At 59.0% G+C, this 20,236-nt stretch carries 10 protein-coding genes; 8 read left to right on the forward strand and 2 right to left on the reverse strand.

Annotation, left to right across the window (positions count from 1 at the left end; translation table 11 throughout):
* Positions 1 to 21: 21 nt before the first annotated feature.
* Genes cbiM through THTE_RS03375 form a run of 4 tightly spaced genes read left to right on the forward strand, consistent with a single transcriptional unit; the run spans position 22 to position 3,033 of the window.
* On the forward strand, positions 22 to 660 hold the full coding sequence (gene cbiM, locus THTE_RS03360; protein WP_095414108.1) for a cobalt transporter CbiM: 639 nt from the start codon (positions 22 to 24) through the stop codon (positions 658 to 660).
* Positions 661 to 718: 58 nt separating this feature from the next.
* Positions 719 to 1,378 carry a carboxypeptidase-like regulatory domain-containing protein gene (locus THTE_RS03365; protein WP_157731668.1) on the forward strand — a complete coding sequence of 220 codons (660 nt, stop codon included), beginning with the start codon at positions 719 to 721 and terminating at the stop codon, positions 1,376 to 1,378.
* Positions 1,379 to 1,435: 57 nt separating this feature from the next.
* The gene (gene cbiQ / locus THTE_RS03370; protein ID WP_157731670.1) at positions 1,436 to 2,206 is read left to right on the forward strand and encodes a cobalt ECF transporter T component CbiQ; all 771 of its coding nucleotides are present in this window, start codon (positions 1,436 to 1,438) and stop codon (positions 2,204 to 2,206) included.
* Complete coding sequence (locus THTE_RS03375; RefSeq protein ID WP_207651770.1) at positions 2,203 to 3,033, forward strand: energy-coupling factor ABC transporter ATP-binding protein; 831 nt, start codon at positions 2,203 to 2,205, stop codon at positions 3,031 to 3,033. Before cbiQ ends, THTE_RS03375 begins: the two co-directional genes overlap by 4 nt.
* Before the next feature lie 127 nt (positions 3,034 to 3,160).
* Here the strand turns inward: THTE_RS03375 and THTE_RS03380 are convergent, their stop codons facing one another.
* Complete coding sequence (locus THTE_RS03380; protein ID WP_237260193.1) at positions 3,161 to 4,183, reverse strand: DUF1559 domain-containing protein; 1,023 nt, start codon at positions 4,181 to 4,183, stop codon at positions 3,161 to 3,163.
* A gap of 465 nt (positions 4,184 to 4,648) precedes the next feature.
* On the opposite strand from THTE_RS03380, the gene THTE_RS03390 reads away from it, so the two are divergent.
* From THTE_RS03390 to THTE_RS03400, 3 genes are all read left to right on the forward strand, one after another.
* The gene (locus THTE_RS03390) at positions 4,649 to 5,575 is read left to right on the forward strand and encodes a radical SAM protein (protein WP_157731672.1); all 927 of its coding nucleotides are present in this window, start codon (positions 4,649 to 4,651) and stop codon (positions 5,573 to 5,575) included.
* 111 nt (positions 5,576 to 5,686) lie between these two features.
* Positions 5,687 to 6,412, forward strand: a complete 726-nt coding sequence (gene bioD, locus THTE_RS03395) for a dethiobiotin synthase (protein WP_095414112.1) — start codon at positions 5,687 to 5,689, stop codon at positions 6,410 to 6,412.
* A gap of 412 nt (positions 6,413 to 6,824) precedes the next feature.
* A complete protein-coding gene (locus THTE_RS03400; RefSeq protein WP_095414113.1) occupies positions 6,825 to 7,325 on the forward strand; it encodes a hypothetical protein in 501 nt (166 codons plus the stop codon).
* Between the two features lie 285 nt (positions 7,326 to 7,610).
* Here the strand turns inward: THTE_RS03400 and THTE_RS03405 are convergent, their stop codons facing one another.
* The gene (locus tag THTE_RS03405; protein WP_095414114.1) at positions 7,611 to 8,594 is read right to left on the reverse strand and encodes a hypothetical protein; all 984 of its coding nucleotides are present in this window, start codon (positions 8,592 to 8,594) and stop codon (positions 7,611 to 7,613) included.
* Positions 8,595 to 9,357: 763 nt separating this feature from the next.
* Between THTE_RS03405 and THTE_RS03410 the strand changes: the two genes are divergently transcribed.
* Positions 9,358 to 20,082, forward strand: a complete 10,725-nt coding sequence (locus tag THTE_RS03410) for an Ig-like domain-containing protein (protein ID WP_095414115.1) — start codon at positions 9,358 to 9,360, stop codon at positions 20,080 to 20,082.
* The last annotated feature ends 154 nt before the right edge of the window (positions 20,083 to 20,236 follow it).

The following is a 20,236-nucleotide window of genomic DNA, read 5'->3' on the forward strand; positions in this document are numbered from 1 at the left end:
CCGTTTTGAAGGCGCCAAGCCATGCATATTCCGGACGGAATTCTGACCGCAACGACCGCGGGAACACTGGTGACGGCCGCGGGCTGGGTGGGGACTTTCGCGGGAATCGGTCTGGGGCTGGCCAGGCTGGAACCGGACGAGATTCCCCGAGCGGGACTACTCACCAGTCTGTTCTTTGTTGTGTCGCTCATCCAAATTCCCATGGGCCCGGTTGCTTTTCACCTGGTGCTTACAGGGCTTATGGGGCTCGTGCTGGGATGGACGGCCTTCGTCGCGGTCTTTGTGGCGACCGGGCTTCAATGGCTTTTTTTTGGGGCGGGCGGATTGACAACACTGGGCATCAACACGTCCAACATGGCGTTTCCCGGGGTGCTGTGCGGGTATCTGTTCCGGGGATTCGTTCGCTCCTCGAAACCCTTTCTGGTCACGGCGGGTGGATTTGCCGCGGGAGCAACGGCCGTGCTCCTCAGCGCGTTTCTGACCGCTTTGTGCGTGTCGCTGGCCGGACAACAGTTTCATGTCCTCTCCTGGATCGTGTTTGCCAGTGACGGCGTCCTCGCTTTGGGAGAAGGTTTCATCACCGCGGCGGCCACTTTTTTTCTTCGACGCGTCCAGCCCGAGGTGTTCGGTGCACCACTTCTGACGCCTGAATCAGGATGACTCGTAAAAAGAATTTCCCGCATCGACGACGGCACTCTTGTCCAGGAGGGTGATCGAAGTGTTGCGACAGTCCTTCACGGTGAAATGGGCATTGCTTCTCTCAATGGCCTGCTGGGCGCTCAGCCCAGGAAAAGCCACGGCCCATACGCTCTACCTGTTTGCCTCCGGCGAAGGGAAATCGATTAAGGGCCAGGTGTTTTTACCGGGCGGAACAGGCGTGCCGGACGCCGAAATCAGCTTGACCACCCCGGATGGGAAGATTGTCGCCAAAACGAAGTCCGATGCAGAGGGAAAGTTCACGCTGGACGCCCCTTTCCGCAGTGATTTCAAAGTCGTCGCCATAACCGCTGATGGCCACCAGGCTCAGTGGAACGTTTCCGCCGCGGAACTGGCCGAGTTGCCAGGTCCACCCAGTTCATTGAGTGGTAAGCCCGAGGGGAACTCCTCGGACGTTGCGGATCATTCTCCGCCTACCACCCCAGTTTCCTCCGGTAGTCACAGTCAGCAGGAATCGCCAGCGACGGGAATCGCCGCTCCTCTCGCCGATTTAAGGTCAGAAATGAACACGCTCAAAGCGCAACTTGTCAAACTCCGCGAAGAATGGCAGGAGTTTCGCGCGACCACCCAGTTGCGTGACGTGCTGGGCGGATTGGGCTATATCCTTGGCATCGCAGGGATTGCGTTCTATATTCTGGCGCGAAAGCGAGAGCGCTGGTGAATCTTCGAACAGGGTGTGCCATTTCGCATCAGATTGCCGACAAATCGGGCTGCTCTGATGAATCGCCAGTGGGATGAATTCGAACTAGCGGCGGCTCCCGGCCCGCGGATCATCGACGCGTTTGATCCGCGGCTGCGGGTGATCGCGCTCCTCCTTTTCGCCACGGCGACTGTTTTCGCCAGGCAGGCACTGACCCTTGCTGGACTCGGTGTGTTGAGTGGCATTCTTCTGGCTCTTGCCCGTTTTTCTATGCGCCGCACGTTGCGGCGGATTCTTCCCGTGGTGGGGTTTGGAGTGATTCTGGCCGGTGTTTTGCCCTGGACGGTTCCCGGCCAACCGCTGGGCCCCGGCTGGCTCGCCCACGCAAGCTGGGATGGTCTGTATCAGGCTCTGATGATCTGGGCCAAAGCCACCATCGTTCTGGGCGGTGCCGCCGGCTTGGTGGGCACGCTGGAAATTCCTGTACTGGGGCACGTGCTCGCCCATTTGCGTCTTCCCCGCAGGCTGGTGCAAATCGTCCTGCTGAGCATTCGCTATTTGAAAGTTCTGGAAGACGAATACCATCGCCTCCACACGGCGGCGAGAATGCGGGGGTTTCGTCCCCGGTGGAACCGGTGGACTTTTCACACCTACGGCCAGATGGTTGGCATGCTCATCGTCCGCAGTCTTGCTCGATCGGACCGCATTCTGGCAGCCATGAAGTGTCGCGGATTCAAGGGGTATTTCTATCTGTGGCGGCATTTCCATTTCAGTTGGCGCGATGTTTGGTTCGTGGCGGCCCTTTCTCTGGCAGGATTGGCCTATTTGCGACTGGAGCGTCTGCTGTGACGGTGCCAGGCAACTTGCATAAGACGCCCACTGAACCCGGGGATTCCCCGCTCACCGAGCCCCCCGAGAACTCCCTTCCCGCGCCGCCTGCCGTCGCCAATCACCCAGCCGTCCAAAGCAGCGCGCAACCCGATCCTGTCGGGTGCGAGCCCTCGTCGCCGCTCATCCGACTGGAAGACATTCATTTCCAGTATGAAGGGCAGCCCCCTCTGTTTCAGGGGCTTGCGTTTCAGCTCCGCGCCGGAGAGAAGCTCGGGATCATCGGGGCCAACGGAAGCGGTAAGACCACGTTTCTCCTCATGCTCATGGGCTTGGTGCAACCCCAGAGAGGAATGATCGAGATTTTCGGACGGGTTCGCAGCCGGCCCGGTGATTTCGACGATCTGCCGGGAAAAATCGGCCTGCTCTTCCAAGACAGTGATGATCAGCTCTTCTGTCCCACAGTGGCCGAGGATGTCGCGTTTGGGCCATTCAATCAGGGAAAGAGCGTTGTCGAAGTGCGCCAGATCGTTCGTCGCACACTGGCAGAACTGGGACTGGAGGGCTGGGAGAATCGCATCACGTACCGACTCTCGGGCGGAGAGAAAAGACTCGTCGCGCTGGCCACTGTCCTGGCGATGGATCCGCAAGTTCTTCTTCTGGACGAACCCACCGCGGGTCTGGATCCCACGGCGTCAGCCCGGGTGGAAAGCATTTTGGCGAGTCTGCCGCAGGCGATGATTATCGTCTCCCACGATCGGGATTTTCTGGAGCGGCTGTGCCATCGCATCCTCATTTTGCGGGAAGGGATTTTTTTCCCTTACCCGAAACAGGACGCGCGGAGCTGACGCTTTTCCTGGTCATCATGCTTCCCACGATTGCAACCCGGGCCATCCCCCTGCTTGATGCTGCTGCCACGCCCGCGCTCTCGCTGGTTATGCCCGCGGTTGACTCCGGCATTGTGACGCACCCAATTCACTGGTTGGGTACAAGTTCCCTTCCTGCCCGAGTTGCCAGGGCCCGCCAGACGGGCAGCTCAATGGTCTGTGCGTAGAACCGTGCGGAACCATCGACGTGGACGGCATTGACGCCGCCCGGGTGAAAACTGCGGGCGGTCACAATCGCGTAGGTGGGAGCCCCGTTGATTCCGTTCTTCCCTTCCTGCCACGAGTTGTAGTCGCAATCTTCCGTTCTTCCGCCGATGTCACATGGCACACGGGTATTGGGAGGCAAACACGCGGTGAAGCCGGTATGGTGGACACGCCCGTCCGGCCATTCGGTGTGCCCGGTGGTCTTCGCTTCTCCCGCCGATGCGACAACAGTCGAGGCCTCGGCTGCGGAAGCCGGAATGTTGGTGGACGGCGGCCCGCCGTTCCGCCGATACGGCTGCCAGGCTTTGACTTCCGACGCCAGCAGTGTGTGGCTCGTGCCATCGATGACCCCCGCCCAGGTCACCGCCGAGTTGGGAAAGGCGATGCCGTCGCCGCCTCTTCCGGTAACGGGGTCGTACACGAAGTACACACCGAGATTGAACCCGTAGGTTGTCGGATACAGACGTGGCTTTCCGGCCCCTGTATCCCGTATTTCCGAAGACTTGGGATCGCTGGGACAGGCAAACACGGGAATCCGGACGCCATCAATCACGAGTTGTGAATCCCAGGCTTCCACCAGGTTCACCTGCGAGCCGAGCGGCACCTGCTCTATAAAAGGCAAAATCCGCCCGTGCACTCCCCATGACACGTTATTGCCCGTCGCCTGGACGTTCCGGTCCACAATCGCGCTCGAGGGAAAACACCCCCAGTTGCTGGCGTAATTATGAACCGCCAGCCCGAGTTGCTTGAGGTTGTTGAGACATTGAGCTCGCCGAGCCGCTTCCCGTGCTGCCTGCACGGCCGGCAGCAAAAGCGCGACGAGCAGTCCGATAATCGCAATGACCACCAGAAGCTCAACGAGGGTGAATGCCGAACGCCCATCATCCATGGGTCGCAACGTCTTCATGTCACGTCACTCCGTAGTTCCCAGTTCTGTAAGAAAACCTTGCCAGCCAAATTCGCGGGATTGTCAGTGTCTCCATCGACCGCCCGACAGGACTGGCCCGCGACCGCGGCCCAATTCCCGACAACCCGCTCTTCCCGTCGGTGTGGAATCTCCCATTTCGGGAAAAGGACGCTGCGCGATCGCAAACGCCATTCCAACTTGCCTCATAGCAGAGGGAAAACGGGCAGGCACGTGAAAATCCTCCAAAAACGCATCGAAGCCCAGGACGAACGTCCTACGTGCCAGCCAAACAGCACCGTTCGGTGTCGCGCCGGTCGACACCGTGTCGCACGGATCGACACCCTTCCGGGAAACTTCCCAAAGGTTCACAATGAAAAATGTGGCAACAGCGCGTTTGTAAACTCCGTCCTCGGGCAAGTGATCGCTAATCCGGCCAGAAGGCCGTCGTCTTCCAGGAGCGAAACAGTGGTTCTCCACCAGACGGAACCGAATTACGTGAAACTCCACTCCAGTGGTGAACTAAAAAAGCGCGCGGAAACGGCCATTGCTCGGCTGGCAGAATGCACTCTGTGCCCCCGGCAATGTGGAGCCGATCGGTCACACGATGAGCCGCGGGGCTCGTTTTGCGGCATTGGTCGGTATGCCTGGGTCTCCAGTGCTTTCCCCCACCACGGCGAGGAACCCTGCCTTCGCGGTTGGAACGGTTCGGGGACGATCTTCTTCTCCGGGTGCAATCTCCGCTGTGTATTCTGTCAGAACAACGACATCAGTTGGTACCGCACGGGCTCCCCCTGCGATGCCCAGCGCTTGGCACGACTGATGATCCGTCTTCAGGAGTTGGGGTGCCATAACATCAATTTCGTTACGCCCAGCCATGTGGTCGCGCAAATACTGGAGGCCCTTCCCATCGCCGTGGAAGAGGGGCTGCGAATTCCCCTTGTTTACAACTCGGGCGGTTATGATTCGGTGGAAACACTGCACCTCCTCGACGGAGTGATCGATATTTATATGCCGGATATCAAGTTTACCGATCCCGCGGTTGCGGAACGCTTCGCGCATGCCCCCGACTACTGGGAAGTTTGTCAGGCCGCCATTCGCGAAATGCATCGGCAGGTCGGAGATCTCATCCTCGATGAGCGCGGCCTTGCCGTGAGAGGACTTCTCGTCCGCCACCTGGTGATGCCCAACGGCCTTGCTGGTACCGAAAAAGCCATGCGATTCCTTGCCGAGGAAATTTCACCGCACACCTATGTGAACATCATGGCACAGTATCGTCCGGAGGGCCGGGCGTGGGATTTTCCCGAAATTGCGCGGCGGTGCACTCCCCAGGAATATCAAGAAGCCGTGGCGATCGCACGGCGGTTGGGCATCTACCGGCTGTGCCGCGACTGATGGATGACAGTCGTTCCGCAGCAGAAAAATTCGGCCAATTGGTGAGCCTTTTTGGGGTGAGAATTTAGTAAACCTCTTCAACATTAGCGGTGGCGATCAGGAAGCATCTCGATGTCCAGAAGGAAACCGTTGGGACTTTTCATTACTGGGACCGACACAGGGGTGGGAAAAACCTACGTCGGGGCGCTCATTGCCCGAGAGCTCGTCCGAGCCGGGCTCCATGTGGGCGTTTACAAACCCGCGGCCAGCGGTTGTGTCCGGCAGAAAGGGGAGCTCATTTCGGAAGATGCGTTGACCCTGTGGGAAGCCGCTGGAAGACCGCTCTCGCTGGCGGAAGTGTGTCCTCAGCGTTTCGAGGCCCCGCTGGCCCCCCACCTTGCAGCGCGGCTGGAAGGAAAAGCCGTTGATCCCCGGCTTCTGCGTGAGGGCCTTCGCCCGTGGCAGCAGTGGGCGGACGTGGTACTCATCGAGGGTGCCGGCGGGCTGATGTCGCCCATCAGTGACGAAGATTATGTGGCCGATCTGGCTTATGAGTTTGGCTATCCTCTGCTGGTGGTGAGTAAGAATGTTCTGGGAACGATCAATCACACACTCCTGACACTCATCGCTGCCACCACATTTCGCGAGGGGCTGGAAATCGCGGGGATTGTTCTCAACGAACCCCATCCTCGCGATCCCCAGGACATCAGCGTCGAGAGCAACCTCGCCGAGCTCGCCGCCCGCTGCGTACCGCCCGTCCTCGCCCAGCTGAAACATGGGGAAAACCGATTTGAGCCTGCGGTGGAGTGGAGCGCGATCGTGCAAAAGGCCCGGCCGAAAAAGTTGCCGGATTGGTAAAATCGTACCCCGTGTGGCGGCGTTGACTGCTGATACGGTGTGAATACGGTGTCATCCGGCCAGGATGGTATAACTGCTCAGTGCGGGCACCGGTTTCTACTTACCTGTCCTGGTTCATCATGAAGACGATCCGTGAATTGCTACCGAAGTCGGGTCTGGCAAGCCTGGATGAGTTCCTCGGTGATTCGTCAATCGGCCTACCAAAACCTAATTCACGTGACCACGTAGGGGCAATTCATGAATTGCCCTTACCGGAGTCGATCGGTTGACCGGCGTTTTTCCTGGGCGTATGACCGAGGTTTTGTGCTTCCAAAACCCAGATTCTCGGCCAATGCCTCCCCTGAAAGTGAGTGAGCTTCGGCATCAACGGGCTTTTGTGAAGGTCCAGTCGGGGTGACTAAAATAAAAGAGTATGAGCACGGCAAGTACGATCACCCGGTATTACGGTCCGGCCTGGGAAGAAGATCCGCCGCTTCTCGAATGGGATGATTGGCCGGTTCGCGACCACCCTGCGACGGCGGTCCTGCTGTTACTGACGTTGGCCTGTGCATCGGCCGGGGTTTTTTTCGTGACCGGGAGACTTTTCTGGACGGTCTTCGCGGACCTGTTTCTGGTCGCGTCGTTCGCCAGGGCGCTCCTTAAGGCAACATACCGCCTGGGACCGTACGGCGTGGAACGGATCGTCTTCGGCAGGCTGCAGCGGATTCCCTGGCGGGCCATCCGCGCTGTTCGCATCGTCGATCAGGGGGTGTTTCTCTTCGACACGCGGGAACCAACTCCGGTGGATGTCCTCCGCGCGGTTTTCGTGCCGTTCGGTCCCCACCGGGAGGGAGTGCTGGCGCGGCTGGAGTTTTATCTCGCCTCCCGCCGCGCAGTATCCGAAGCCGTCAGTCGTCGGCAGACACTGGCCTGAAGAGAGCTTGTTGACTTGCCTCAGATCTGAGCCTGCGCACCTAGTTTGAATGGCAAGTTTCCCACTGCGAGGAGTGTTTCAACTTTCTCTTTCCGGTTACGCATCATGGGTGTAAACATAAGTCGAAGGGGCAAACAAAAACCGGCCTGGGCATCAACGCCTCAGACCGGTCAATTGATTCGATTACAGCCCTGACGGAACAATTCCGAGTTGGTTACCCACCCGAACTGGCCGGAAGGAGCAAGTGCTCCTCAGTTTATGATCGCCAGCGCATGCTGTTTTCGATCAGGGATCACAACAGGCGACCGCACGACGGGCCAGCAGTCGATGGTGCACATGGCATGGCCGAACCGGAACGTTGACCACGGTGGGCACCAGCTTGCACACCTTCACCGGGACTTCCTTTTCCACGACCTGCGGCACGAGCACCGTGCATTTCTTGACGACCGGTTCGCAGACTTTCTTCCAGGTCGTGACGCAGACCGGCTTCGTCACCGTGTGGGGAACGCACTCGTAATAGCAAACCTTTTTGGTGTACTCATAGCGTTCCCATTCGCACCATTTGCGGATCCCCTGCCGCTTTTGAGGCTCCCAGACACACTTGGTGATTTCGCAGGGTTCCTCAACAATTTGGGGCTTCCACACTTTGACTGTGATTTCCTTCACCACCGGATTGGGCACCCAAACTTTGCACACGCAGACGGGCTTGGGCGGGCAGCAGGCGCCGTCGCTGGGCGGATCAACGATCACCCGTCGATGGCAATGCCGGCAGATTCCGCGTACCGGCTCACACGGTCGCTCTTCCCAGTGGCCTTCATCCACGCAAATCTTCCGGGGTTCCTCAACCTGCACCCACTTGCAGACCTTGCGCGTCCCGGGCTCCTTTACGATTTTGGGTACGTAAACCGTGTATTCATACGGTTCACTCTTCCACACCGGGCGATAGCCCACGCACTTGATTTCCTTTACCCGGGGCTCGAGTTTCCACTCGGTGAAGGTCTTCTCAATGACCTGCGTTTCCTTCACCCAGTTCACCCGATAGGTCGTGTACTCGCGTTGCTGGGGGACATACTCGACACAGCGGACCTTGCGCATTTCCGTGACCCACTGCCGGGTGAGCACCGTCTTCTGAACGCAGGTCACCTCCGGTGCGCACGCCGGCTGACAGGCCGGCTGACAGGCCGACTCGCTGGCCGACTGGGCCCAAACCGCCAGTGGCACAAGGAGAAATCCCAGCGCCAACAACCCTCCAACGGCTTTCCTGACCATAACTCCCTCCTCCATTTCATAGAGACAGCGGGAACCATCCTCGACCGGTCGGGAACAACTCCCAGCGCGGACCGGTTATACCTTGCCATCACTTTCGGGACTTGTAGGTGCTGACCCCCCTCCCGGAAATCCCATGAGATTAAGAACCAAGATGCGGTCCTTTCGCGATCGACCGCTTACTATCCCCCACTCGCAGAACCCGCAAATTCGTTGCAGGCATTAAAGACTTCCTCGTTTTTCCAGCTTGATAGTACGACCTTGCCATTTGTCCGTCAAGTACCCACCCGATGATTTCCATGATTTTTCCATCATCATTGCTCAAAATACACCGGGGCGGTTCCATCACCCCAAAAAACCCCACGTGCCGTGCGCCTGCTGTAACCACGCTGATCAGAAGGAAACCGGTCCAACCGCTTCAGCTTTCCGATTAGAAAGGGCGTGCGGAGAATTCGCCGTGAACACCCGACGTACCTCGTGTCAATAACCCAAGTGGTGGGGTCACCCCATCCAGCATTTCCACTATAACCGGCACAATCCGGAAAATCGTTGACAAACGAACTCGGGGTGACTATAAATCTATCCAGCTTAGCCAATCGGGCAAATTTGGCGATTTTGACACGTGGCCAGCACAAGCAGGGAGCAAGCGCGTTCTGTTGTTTGAATCTCTTCCGTCATCGAACGAACCGCGCATTTGTGAGTGTGCCGAAACACCGCGGTTGAGTTTCGTGTCGGCCGTACCGGGTATTACAGAGGAGTGACAGCTATGCGACTTGGCAACATCTTCCGCAATCGAACAGTTCGTTCCGCTCGGAAACCCGGCCGTCCCGTTCGCGGCAAGGCACGTTCGGCCCGGCGGCAACTCGTTTTGGAATCTTTGGAGCAACGCCATCTTCTCAGCGTGGTCACCATCACCGCGGATGATCTCGGAGGCAACGGAAGCAACAACTCCCTGGCCGACGAGTTTCGGTTGCTCCGCAACGGCACCGACCTTGAAGTGTACATCAATGGAAACCTGTCCAGCACAACTCCCCTGGCAGGCCTCACCGGGATCAACGTGCTGGGCTCCTCCGACTCCGACACGTTGATCATCGATCTGGCCGGCGGAACGTTCGCCGTGCCCATCTATTTTGATGGAGAAGCCCTCGGCTCAAGCCTTGTGGATTTGGACCAGCTTGTGCTGGTAGGCAATCCCGGCAGCCCAATCGGTCGAATGAGTTACTTTGCCGGAGCCCTTTTCGGAGGCGGTGCTGATGATGGTCAGATCGTCATCGACCCGGACGACAATGCGGGCCCGGGTGCCGGTTATCCCGGCCACCCAGGAGCGTGGAACGGCGACGAGATGTTCATCACGTTCCAGAATCTGTCTCCTGTTATCGACACGGTTTCTGCGGCACAGCTCGATATCTTCGCCACCAATGCCTCGGAGATCATTTCGATTGTCGATGGTCCCGTCGTCGGCACCGATCAAACGATTACAGTCCGCTCGGATAGCGGCACGTTCGAGGCGTACAGCTTCGCCAATAAAACGCGGGTGACGGTTAACAGCCTCGACGGCAGCGACGTTTTCAACCTGAATTACCACGTGGCCGTGCCAGGGCTCCAGTTCCTCGACATGTATGGCAATGAATTCACGGGAGGTACCCTGGAATCGGACGACGCCAAGGGAGAGACGTTCAATATTCTGGCTACCGGTCCCGGCCCCCAGAGCAACCGAATGTACGGCCAGAATGGATCGGAACTTTACACGAACGCGGCCACCAAGTACCTGGACGCCATTCAGAGTAACGTGCAGATGCATGGGCAGGCCGGGCTGTCTGTGATTGATCTCTCCGACATCAACGACCCAACCGGCGACAATATTCAGTTCTTCGGTGATCGGATCATCGGAGCATCGCCGGGCACCATTGAGCTTTATTTTGCGACCATCGAAGACATCCGCTTCGAGGCCACTTCGGGCGACGACGTCATCACCATTCTGTCCACCTTCGCTCCGTTCCAGTATCGCATTTCGGGCGGTCCTGGCTCTGATGTATTTCGGGTGGGATCTTACGGTCCGCCAACGGCTCTCAACTGGGCACCGTTTGGAACGGGGGTGAATACCATCGGTCAAATCAAAGGTCCGCTCACGATCATTCCCGGCCCGGCGAGTGATACAGGGGTGGATTCGCTCTACGTGGATGATTCCGGAGGATTGCTGGGCTATACGACTGCTCAGATCAATGATGCGGCGGGCGGGAATGTCCTCTCGCGAACGACCACGCTGCTCAACTTTGATGCAGCCGCCCCCATCCGATATGAATACACTCCCGGCGGATCGACGCTGGAAAATCTGTACCTTCACACATCTCAATCCGCCGACACGCTCACCGTCAACGCCACGACGGCGGACCACACGGAGATCAATCTGGGGCCCGGCAACGACGCATCCACGCTGATCATTAATGGTGACAGCCTCGGCGGGGATAACGTCTTTCTGGGTGGCACGGGAACAGATCGATTCGTCCTCAATATTACTTCCGACCTTGGTAGCTCAGCGGTCATACCGCTGACCGGCCTGCGTATCGAAGGAAATGACCCGGCCGGAAACAGCTCGCTTCGCGATGTGCTGGAAATCGTCGATATCGGTGGAGGTGCGAGGAATATTGACTTCGCTTACCAGGCGGGTGGGGGCTTGCTTGTTTCCGGTTTCGCTGTTCCCGTCGATGTCAGAACCATGGAGACCGTCATCTATGCTGGTGACGGTTGGAGCGACGACTCCATCTCCGTGACGGGAACCAGCGGCGATGATGCCGTCACTGTGGCTCCCACTGGCTTGGATTCAGCGCTGGTCTTCTTTGGCGGCGACCCATGGGATGGCCCCAGTGAAGGTGATTTCTTCGATCAATTCCCGGGGTTGGCAGGAGGGGGAACCGGTCCTGACCTGGTGATCTCCGGTGCTGCAAATCTCACGGTGGAAACCGCTGGTGGCGGTGGAGACCGACTCTATGTCTATGCTCCCAGCGAGGATGATCTGGTTGATCCCGCCACAACCATTGACCCCTTCGGATTTGGAACCGGGGTGATCGTACCGGGACTCGGCAGCGGAAATGCTTACGATTGGATTTCTGTGTCGGACAGCGGGGTTACCATTTACAACAGCGCGACGGGCGCTCTCCTGCCCATCTCCATCGTTGGGGGATCGCTGATCCAAACCGATCCCAACGCTTTTGGTCTCATCGTCAACGCCGGTTTTGAAGCCATTCCTCAGCCGTGGGGAACGGCCGACGAGATCAGTGTTGATCCCTCCGCGAATTTTGCGATCCTCATTAACGGTGGCGATCCGATTCCAGCATTCGCTCCTGCTGGGGATTCGCTCAATCTGTTCTTCTCAGGTCCCATCGACATCTGGGCAGACAAGAGCACGCCAACCCAGGTCTGGATTGGCACATCTGGTTCCAAGGGCGTGGCGTTCAGTTCGATTGAGAATCTGATGCTTTCATCCGCTACCGGGATTCTCAATCTGTATGGCGATGCGAACGACCCGGCGATTGATCAGAACGATGTGTTCGACATCGTCGGCACCGGGTACCAGTCACTCACTGTTTCCATCAACGGCAGCGCGCCCATCCATCTCACCAATGTGACCCAGCTCAATGTCTTTGGGGATGACGCGTTGGGAACTCCCAGCGTTGGTCCCAACGACGTGGACACGCTCAACGTCACGCCCTACGCGGACAACACCCCACAGGGCTGGGGGGTGCAGATTTTCTTCGATGAAGGGAACCCTGATGGAGATGCGAGCCCCGCTCCTGATCCCATCGTCTACAACGCGCTTCCCGGTATTTCGGAAAACATCGCCATTGTCCCCACCGGCCCGGGCACCGGACAGCTCCGGGTAACGAACGCAGCCGACGGTTCGCTAATCAGTGTTATCAACTTTGTCGGTAACACCGGTTTCATTATTAACGGCAACGATGGTTCCGCGGGCGACACGGATTCTCTGACGCTGGCCGGTACGACCGGCGACGATACGTTCATTGTGGTGGACGACCAGAACGTTAACGTCGTCGGCCTCTATTCGGTGCAGTTCACCAATTTCGCGGTCATCCGATTGGAAGGTGGAGATGGTTACGACGAATTCCACGTCAATCCCTCCGCGCTCCAGGTGGTTGTCGACGGCGGCACTCCCGATGGAGCCATCCAGTCGGATGGGGATGTCATCTACGTCTGGCCGGGACTTGCGCCTTTCCATCTCATTTTGGGTCCAGACGGCGATAATGGGACCCTCCAGGTAACCGGAGCCGGGGCAATCACTTTCGATCGGATTGAAGGTCTCGGAATTCAGGGCGTCCTTTATACTTTGCCTGATCTCAAGGAGCCCAACGACTCGTTGGCAAATGCCACGATCTTGGGTTCCATTCCGCACCTGACGATTCAGGACCTCACCATCCACAGCGAACAGTTGGGTACGACCAATGATGACTATTTCCAGGTGACGGCCCGGGATAGCGGCGGCCTCATTGTGAATGTCGTCTTCAGCGGCGACAACATCATCGGCAACCAATTAGGAGGTCAGCTTTCTGCGGAACTGCTGGATGGTCTCGGAAATGTCATCGCGACGGGGACTATGACGCCGACAGGCGTGCGGATTGCCGCACCAGTTGTATCCCAGCAGCGTTACTACATCCGCGTTTTCAGCACGGATGGCGACCCCAACACCTACACTTTGGAGGTGGAGAATTTCGCTGCTCCCACGCCGACGGCGGTGGTCATGCATCCCGCCTACGATAGCGGTCGCAGCGGCTCCGATTCCATCACGAACATGGACAATCCTGTGGTGCTCATCCAGGCGTGGCTCTCCGATCTGGCAGCCAAGGGAATTCCCGTTCTTACGGCAGTTCAGGCCGCCGCGGGACTACCCGGTTTGGCCGTTGAAGTGTTCGTCAACGGCGTAAGCGCGGGCTACGCTGATCCGTTCGGTCCCAGCAATAATGTCTTCGCTTTCGCTCTGCCGAGTGGATTGTTGTCCGCAGGTTTGGCTGGGGGATATCCGGGAGATCCGACGGCGTTCGGGTGGCTGAACTTCATCAGTGCCGCCGTGCGCGTCATCGACGCCCAAACCCTCCCGGCGTCGGCAACGCGAGAACTGGGGACGCCTCTGGCACTCACCTACGATCCGAATACTCCGGGGCTGGGATCCGTGACCTTCGCGCTGGCGGCTTCCAGCGATAGTGGAGTCGTTGGCGATAACATCACCAATCTCAGCCAACTGACGTTCCAGGGAAAGGCCGAAATCAACGCCATCGTCCGCATCTATGCCAACGGCAGTGATCTTGTTGGCGTGGCGGTTACGGGATCTGATCAGAGCGATGGAATCCTTGGCAATGGTCTGGGTGTGTATTCTGTGACAACCGCGCCACTTGCTCCTGGCGTGTACACGATGTATCTGAGCCTGGAGGATGTGGCCGGTAACGTTACGGATGTACTGCAGGGACCGCAATTGGTTGTCACGATCGACAATGTGCCGCCGCAGCGGCCAACCATCGATCTGCAGGACGCGGACGACACCGGCTGGTCCGACCTGGATAACGTGACAATCGGCGATCCCACTCAGGGACCTGGCATCGTGGATGTCCGCATCACGGGAGAGCCGGGCACGTCAGCCGTTATCAAGGACGGTGAAGTCGTCATTGATTCCTTCACGCTGGTAGGGCCTGTTACCATTCGCACTCTTACTCTGGCTGAGGGACCCCATCCACTCACTGCGGAAGTGACGGATGTCGCGGGTAATCGCACGCAGTCTGAGCAACTCCTCGTGTTGATCGATTACACGGCCCCTGGGCCAACCAGTATCAGTCTGGCACCGTATAGTGATTCGGGAACACCCGGCGACGGGATCACCAATGTATCGGCCCCCGCGTTCACCGGCCTCGCCGAAGCCAATGCCAGGGTCAGACTGTACGTTGATGATGGCTCCGGCCCGGTCTTGGCTGGCTGGACGATCGTGCAATCCGACGAGAGTGACGGCGATCCCACGAACGGCCTGGGGATTTGGGAGATCACGGTGGAACCCCTCGCCGATGGCGAATACACCGTTTGGGCTGAAGTCGAAGATCAGGCTGGCAACATCAGCATCGCTTCAGATCCCGTCAGTTTCACGATTGACACGAGGGCACCGCAGCGGCCAACCATCGATCTGCAGGACGCGGACGACACCGGCTGGTCCGACCTGGATAATGTGACCATCGGCGATCCCACCCAGTTGCCCAGCATGGGCATCGTCGATGTCCGCGTGTCGGCAGACTTGGGTAACACCTTCGTCATCAAGGATGGGAACACCGTCATTGCCGGTCCGCTGGTATTTGACGCGACATTCGACCTGGGCAGCGACGGAATCCTGGATGGGTTCGGACTGGTTACGATCGACTTCAATTTTGTGGAATCGAACTTCGGCATCCTGGCCGAGGGTCCTCACCCATTGACCGTCGAGGCCATGGATGGGGCGGGCAATGTCGCGCAATCTGAAGAGTTGCTCATCACCCTGGACTATACACCACCGGCCGCCAGCACGCCGGTTCTGGCGAGCTATGCCGACACAGGCATACCGGGGGACAACGTGACGGCGATCTCTTCGCCCGCCTTCACCGGCCGTGCCGAAGCCAATGCCCGCGTGCGGCTCTACGTGGACAATGGCAGCGGTCCCGTTCTGGCAGGACAAACCTACGTCCACAGTGACGAGAGCGACGGGAACCCCAACGACGGGCTGGGTGTCTGGGAGATTACGGTCGAGCCCCTTGCCGACGGTACCTACACCGTGTGGACCGAGGTGGAAGACTTGGCAGGCAACGTGAGTGATGCTCAGGACAACCTGGCCCTGGCCACCGAAATCGTCGTCGATACGACACCGCCGCAGATTCCCACCATTGACCTTCAGGACAGTGATGACACCGGCTGGTCCGACAAGGACAACGTGACCATTGGCGATCCGCTGGCCGGTGCCGGCATCGTCGATGTTCGCATCTCCGCGGAATACAACACCACGGTACTCATCAAGGATGGTGAGGTCGTCATTGACAGTTTCGTGTTTGATGCCGCCTTCGACGCCACGGATGGAGTTCCCAACGACAACTTCGGTCTGCGGAGAATCGATTTCAATGCCAATCAACTTGTGTACTTCATTCCGGCGGAAGGACCGCACCCGTTGACGGTGGAAGCCATCGACGCGGCCGGTAACGTACGGCAGTCGGAGCAGCTTCTGGTGACCATTGACTTCACGTCCCCGGCGGCATCATCCCTGCCCGACATGCTGCCGGACAGTGATACCGGCGCATTCAGTGACGACAATGTGACGAGGATCAACAATCCTGCCTTCCGGGGAACGGCAGAAGCCAACTCTCTTGTGCGATTGTATGTGGTCAATGGGGCGGGCCAGACGCAGCTTGTGGGCCAGGTCGTTGCCGGCTCTGATGAAAGCGACGGGGATCCCACCGACGGCCGCGGGATCTGGGAAATCACCATCGAGCCGCTCGACGATGGTGTCTATACCATTTACGCCGTGGTGGAAGACCAGGCCGGCAACCTCAGTCTGGTTTCGCCTGTCGGTCAGTTCGAGATCGACACCTACGCGCCGAACACGCCGTATCTCGACCTGGTCACAGTGAGCGATTCCGGCCGCAGCAATGTAGATAACATCACCAACGATACAACCCCGGTATTCACCGCAGGCACAAGCGATCCCAACGCACTCCTGCATATCTTCCCAACCAATCTGCGGTACCGGATCTACGATCGAACGGAAGGCAGTGGGGATGTGCTCATCTACGACAGCGGCGCACTCCTGGCGACGGACTCGATCACCACGCCGCCGCTCGGTCCACTCGCCGAAGGCGTGCACAATCTCAAGTTGGAGGTGGAAGACCGTGCGGGAAATATCAGCGCCGACTTCCTGCTGACAGTCGTGGTGGATGTGACACCGCCGCCGGTCTTTTTCGGTGAATCGGCTTCCGCGACCGATGGCCTCGCTGCCGACAGTGATACCGGTCTGGCCGGGTTGCCCGCTCTGGCGGGTGACCGCATCACGAGCGACACAACGCCGACTTTGTGGGGCCGCGCTGAAGCCGACAGCATCATCCGGCTGTACGCTGATGTCAACGGAAACAACGTGATCGATGCCGCGGATGCCTTCCTGGGTCAAACGACGGCGGTGCCGCTCGACGGCAATCAGGCCGAGCCGAACGGTTACTGGGAAATCACTTCGGCAATCGACCTGAATGATCCGCTCCTGTTCCCGCGGGATGGGCGTCGAACCCTGCTCGTACAGGCAACGGATGTGCCCGGTAACCAGTCCACGGTGGAGCGGTTAAACATCTGGATAGATACGCAGGGTCCTCGGGTGGAAAGCGTGTACATCACTTCCGCACCGGCTTTCGATCTCTTCAATCCCAAGCCCACCAGCGGTCCCACCCCACTTGTGACGTCGCTCTCCATCGTGATTTCTGATCTTCCCGCGCGGGCAGCCGGTTGGCTGTACGAGGCGCTCGCCCGGGATGGGACGCAGCCGGAGTTTGCCCTGGATCCCGGTCATTTCAGCCTGGTCGGCGATGCTAACGGTGTCATCCCGATTGCCGGAGTCACCCTGGTTCCTGATCCGGTTGTGCCGGGCCAGCCCGCACGGGCTACCATTATTCTGAGCTTCGCCGAACCACTGCCCGATGACCGCTTCACGCTCACCATTTCCGATGAGCTGCGTGATCCCGCCGGAAACCAACTGGACGGCGAGTCGAATGCGGTCCAGCCGCTGGAAACCCCGCTGTTCCCAAGTGGTGATGGGACGCCGGGCGGCAGCTTCGTGGCACGGTTCACGGTAGACAGCCGTCCCGAGGTGGGTGTCTGGGGGGCAGGATCGGTCTGGGTCGATACCAACGGTAACGGTGTCTTCGATCCCGACAATCCCGACTACGTCAACCGCGACCTGGTCTACACGATCGGCTTCACCAGCGATGACGTTTTCGCCGGAAACTTTACCCGCAATCCGGGCGATGTGGCCGACGGCTTCGATAAACTGGCCGCTTACGGCCGCGTCAATGGCCAGTTCCGATGGATCATCGACGTGACCAATGACGGCGTGCCTGACATCAACCTCGTTGAACCGGCCGCTGTCAATGGCCTCCCCATCGCCGGTCGCTTCGATGACAACGACGCCAATGGCGATGAGGTGGGCGTCGTGACGGCCTTCCCGCCCAACGGCCAGCCCTCGTACTGGTACTTTGACACGAACCACGATTACCAGGTCGATTACACCCTCACCAGCCAGCTCCGCGGCTATCCGATCGTGGGTGATTTCGACGGCGATGGCTTCGACGACCTGGCAACTTTCATGGACGACGTTTTCTACGTCGATCTGGCGAACGGCGTCCGTCGTGGCTGGGACGGCGTGGCCGATTACAACTTCCGCTTCGGGTTCATTGGAATCCTCGAACGGCCAGCGGCCGCCGACATGGATCAGGACGGTTTTGATGACATCGGTCTCTGGGTTCCCACAGGCACCGGACAAACGCCCACGGAAGGTGGCGAGTGGTACTTCCTCATCTCGAACGGTCAGTCGGTTCTCAATCGAATCGTGACCGATCCGATCAAAGGCTATCAGAAGATCGACTTCAGCCCCAAACCACTCGGGCAGGACCTCTATCTGCGATTCGGTAACCAGTACGCCCTGCCAGTGGTCGGGAATTTCGACCCGCCGGTCGTGCCCAAGTCCGTCAGTGGGCCCACCATCCTGGGAACCGACGGCGATGACGTGCTGGAGATCTATGCCGGTGACACGGCCGCCAACTGGACGGTGAAACTCAACAATGTCGTTCAGTCTATTGATCCGTCCGTCACCGAACTGCTGGTCGATCTGGGAGCCGGCAACGATCAGGTGGTCTTTGTCGGCACCTCCGGAGATGATACGCTGGACCTCGCGCCGGGTTCCTTTGTGTTCTCCGGAACAGGTTACACGATCACGGTAGTTCAAGCTGAAACGGTTCAGGCCGATCTGGGCGACGGCAACGACGCGGCGACACTCACCGGAACCGCCGGTGATGACATCCTCACGGCATCGCCTGGTACGGCGCACCTTGTTAGTTCGGGCGTTGATGCCCTCGTTACCAGTGCCGAATCCATCACGGCTTCCGCGGGATCTGGTGGATCACTGGATGTCGCCATGATTTACGACTCCGCTGGGGATGACACTGCCGCAATCACGGCAGGCGGCGCGGTCCTCAGTGGCGCCGGTTACCGCATCGAGGTCAACGGCTTCGACTTCACCCATCTGATCGCCAAGAATGGAGGTCAGGATAGCGCGACGTTCACCGGAACCACCGGGCAGGATGCGTTTGTCGGCCGGCCGGATTACAGCACCATGACGCTCTCTGACGGCACGTTCTACCGTGCCAAGGGCTTCGATCAGGTGGAAGTCCTGGTACCGGCCGGTAACGAAAGCTGGATCAAATTCGTCGATGGTTCGGGTGACGACACGTTCGTCGCCAGGCCGACGGTGGCCACCCTGAGTGGTTCCGACTACCAGATCACCGCCCGCCGAGTCGCCTACGTCCACGCTTATGCCCGGTACGGCGGTGTGGATACAGCCAACCTGACCGGCTCGGAGTTCGACGACCGCGTGGTTATTGACGACACGTTCGTCAAGGTGTTCGGGGAAGGTTATTTCCTCCGCGCCAAGGGCTTCGAGGTCGCCACGGTGGACACGCTGACCGGGAACGATTCCATCAAGCTTCTGGACACCCCCGGCGACGACAATCTCGTGGCGGAGCCAGGCCAACTCACCTACCGCACGCGGAAGCAGGAATTCCGTGTGCAGAATGTGGCCACCATGGACATCCGCAGCACACGTGGCGGGACCGATACCGCAGCGCTGTACGATTCGCCCTACAATGACACGTTCACCGCGCGACCCAATCTGGCCACATTGACCGGAGAGGGTTACAGCATCTCGGTGACCGCGTTCGATTACGTCCTGGCCTATTCGCGGGGCGGTCGGGATACGGCTAATCTCACCGGAAGCCCGGGAGACGACCAACTTGTCGGAGATCCCACGAATGTGCGACTCCTTGGCAATGGCTTCGTGATCCGCGCGAAGAACTTTGCCAACGTGTTCGTGAGTACGGGCGGCGGTCGCGATCAGGCGAACGTGAAACTGTCCTCCGCGGTGGATTCCATCTTCGCCAACGGGGTGGACACCGTCATCCAGCAGGGTCTCGCCCAGCAGTGGACACTTCGCTCCTTTGCCCGGGTTCAAGCCCAGGGAGTGAACTCCAACGACGTGGCGGAGGTTTGGAACGGGCAATTGCTCCACCAGGAGCTCGACCTCAATGGTAACCCGCTCCCCGAACCGGATGCCACCGCCCTCCTGGTTCTGGACAACGTTAGCCAGATTCGTGTCCAAAGCGATGTCCCGCCACAGAATGACACCGTGGACGGCCTCGGCAAGGTGTTCAAGTTTTACTGGTGATCAGGCTGTGAGTTGCCCCCCGGTCAAACCCCTCCCCCGACCCTCACGGGGTGATGTGACATCTTTGGTCAACTATCCGAGACATTACGCCCTTCGCGCTGCTCCAGAGTTAAGGTGCGGCCCTGACAAGTAGGTCTCCGCAAAAATCCGGAAG

This window comes from Thermogutta terrifontis (assembly GCF_002277955.1).
Classification (GTDB): domain Bacteria; phylum Planctomycetota; class Planctomycetia; order Pirellulales; family Thermoguttaceae; genus Thermogutta; species Thermogutta terrifontis.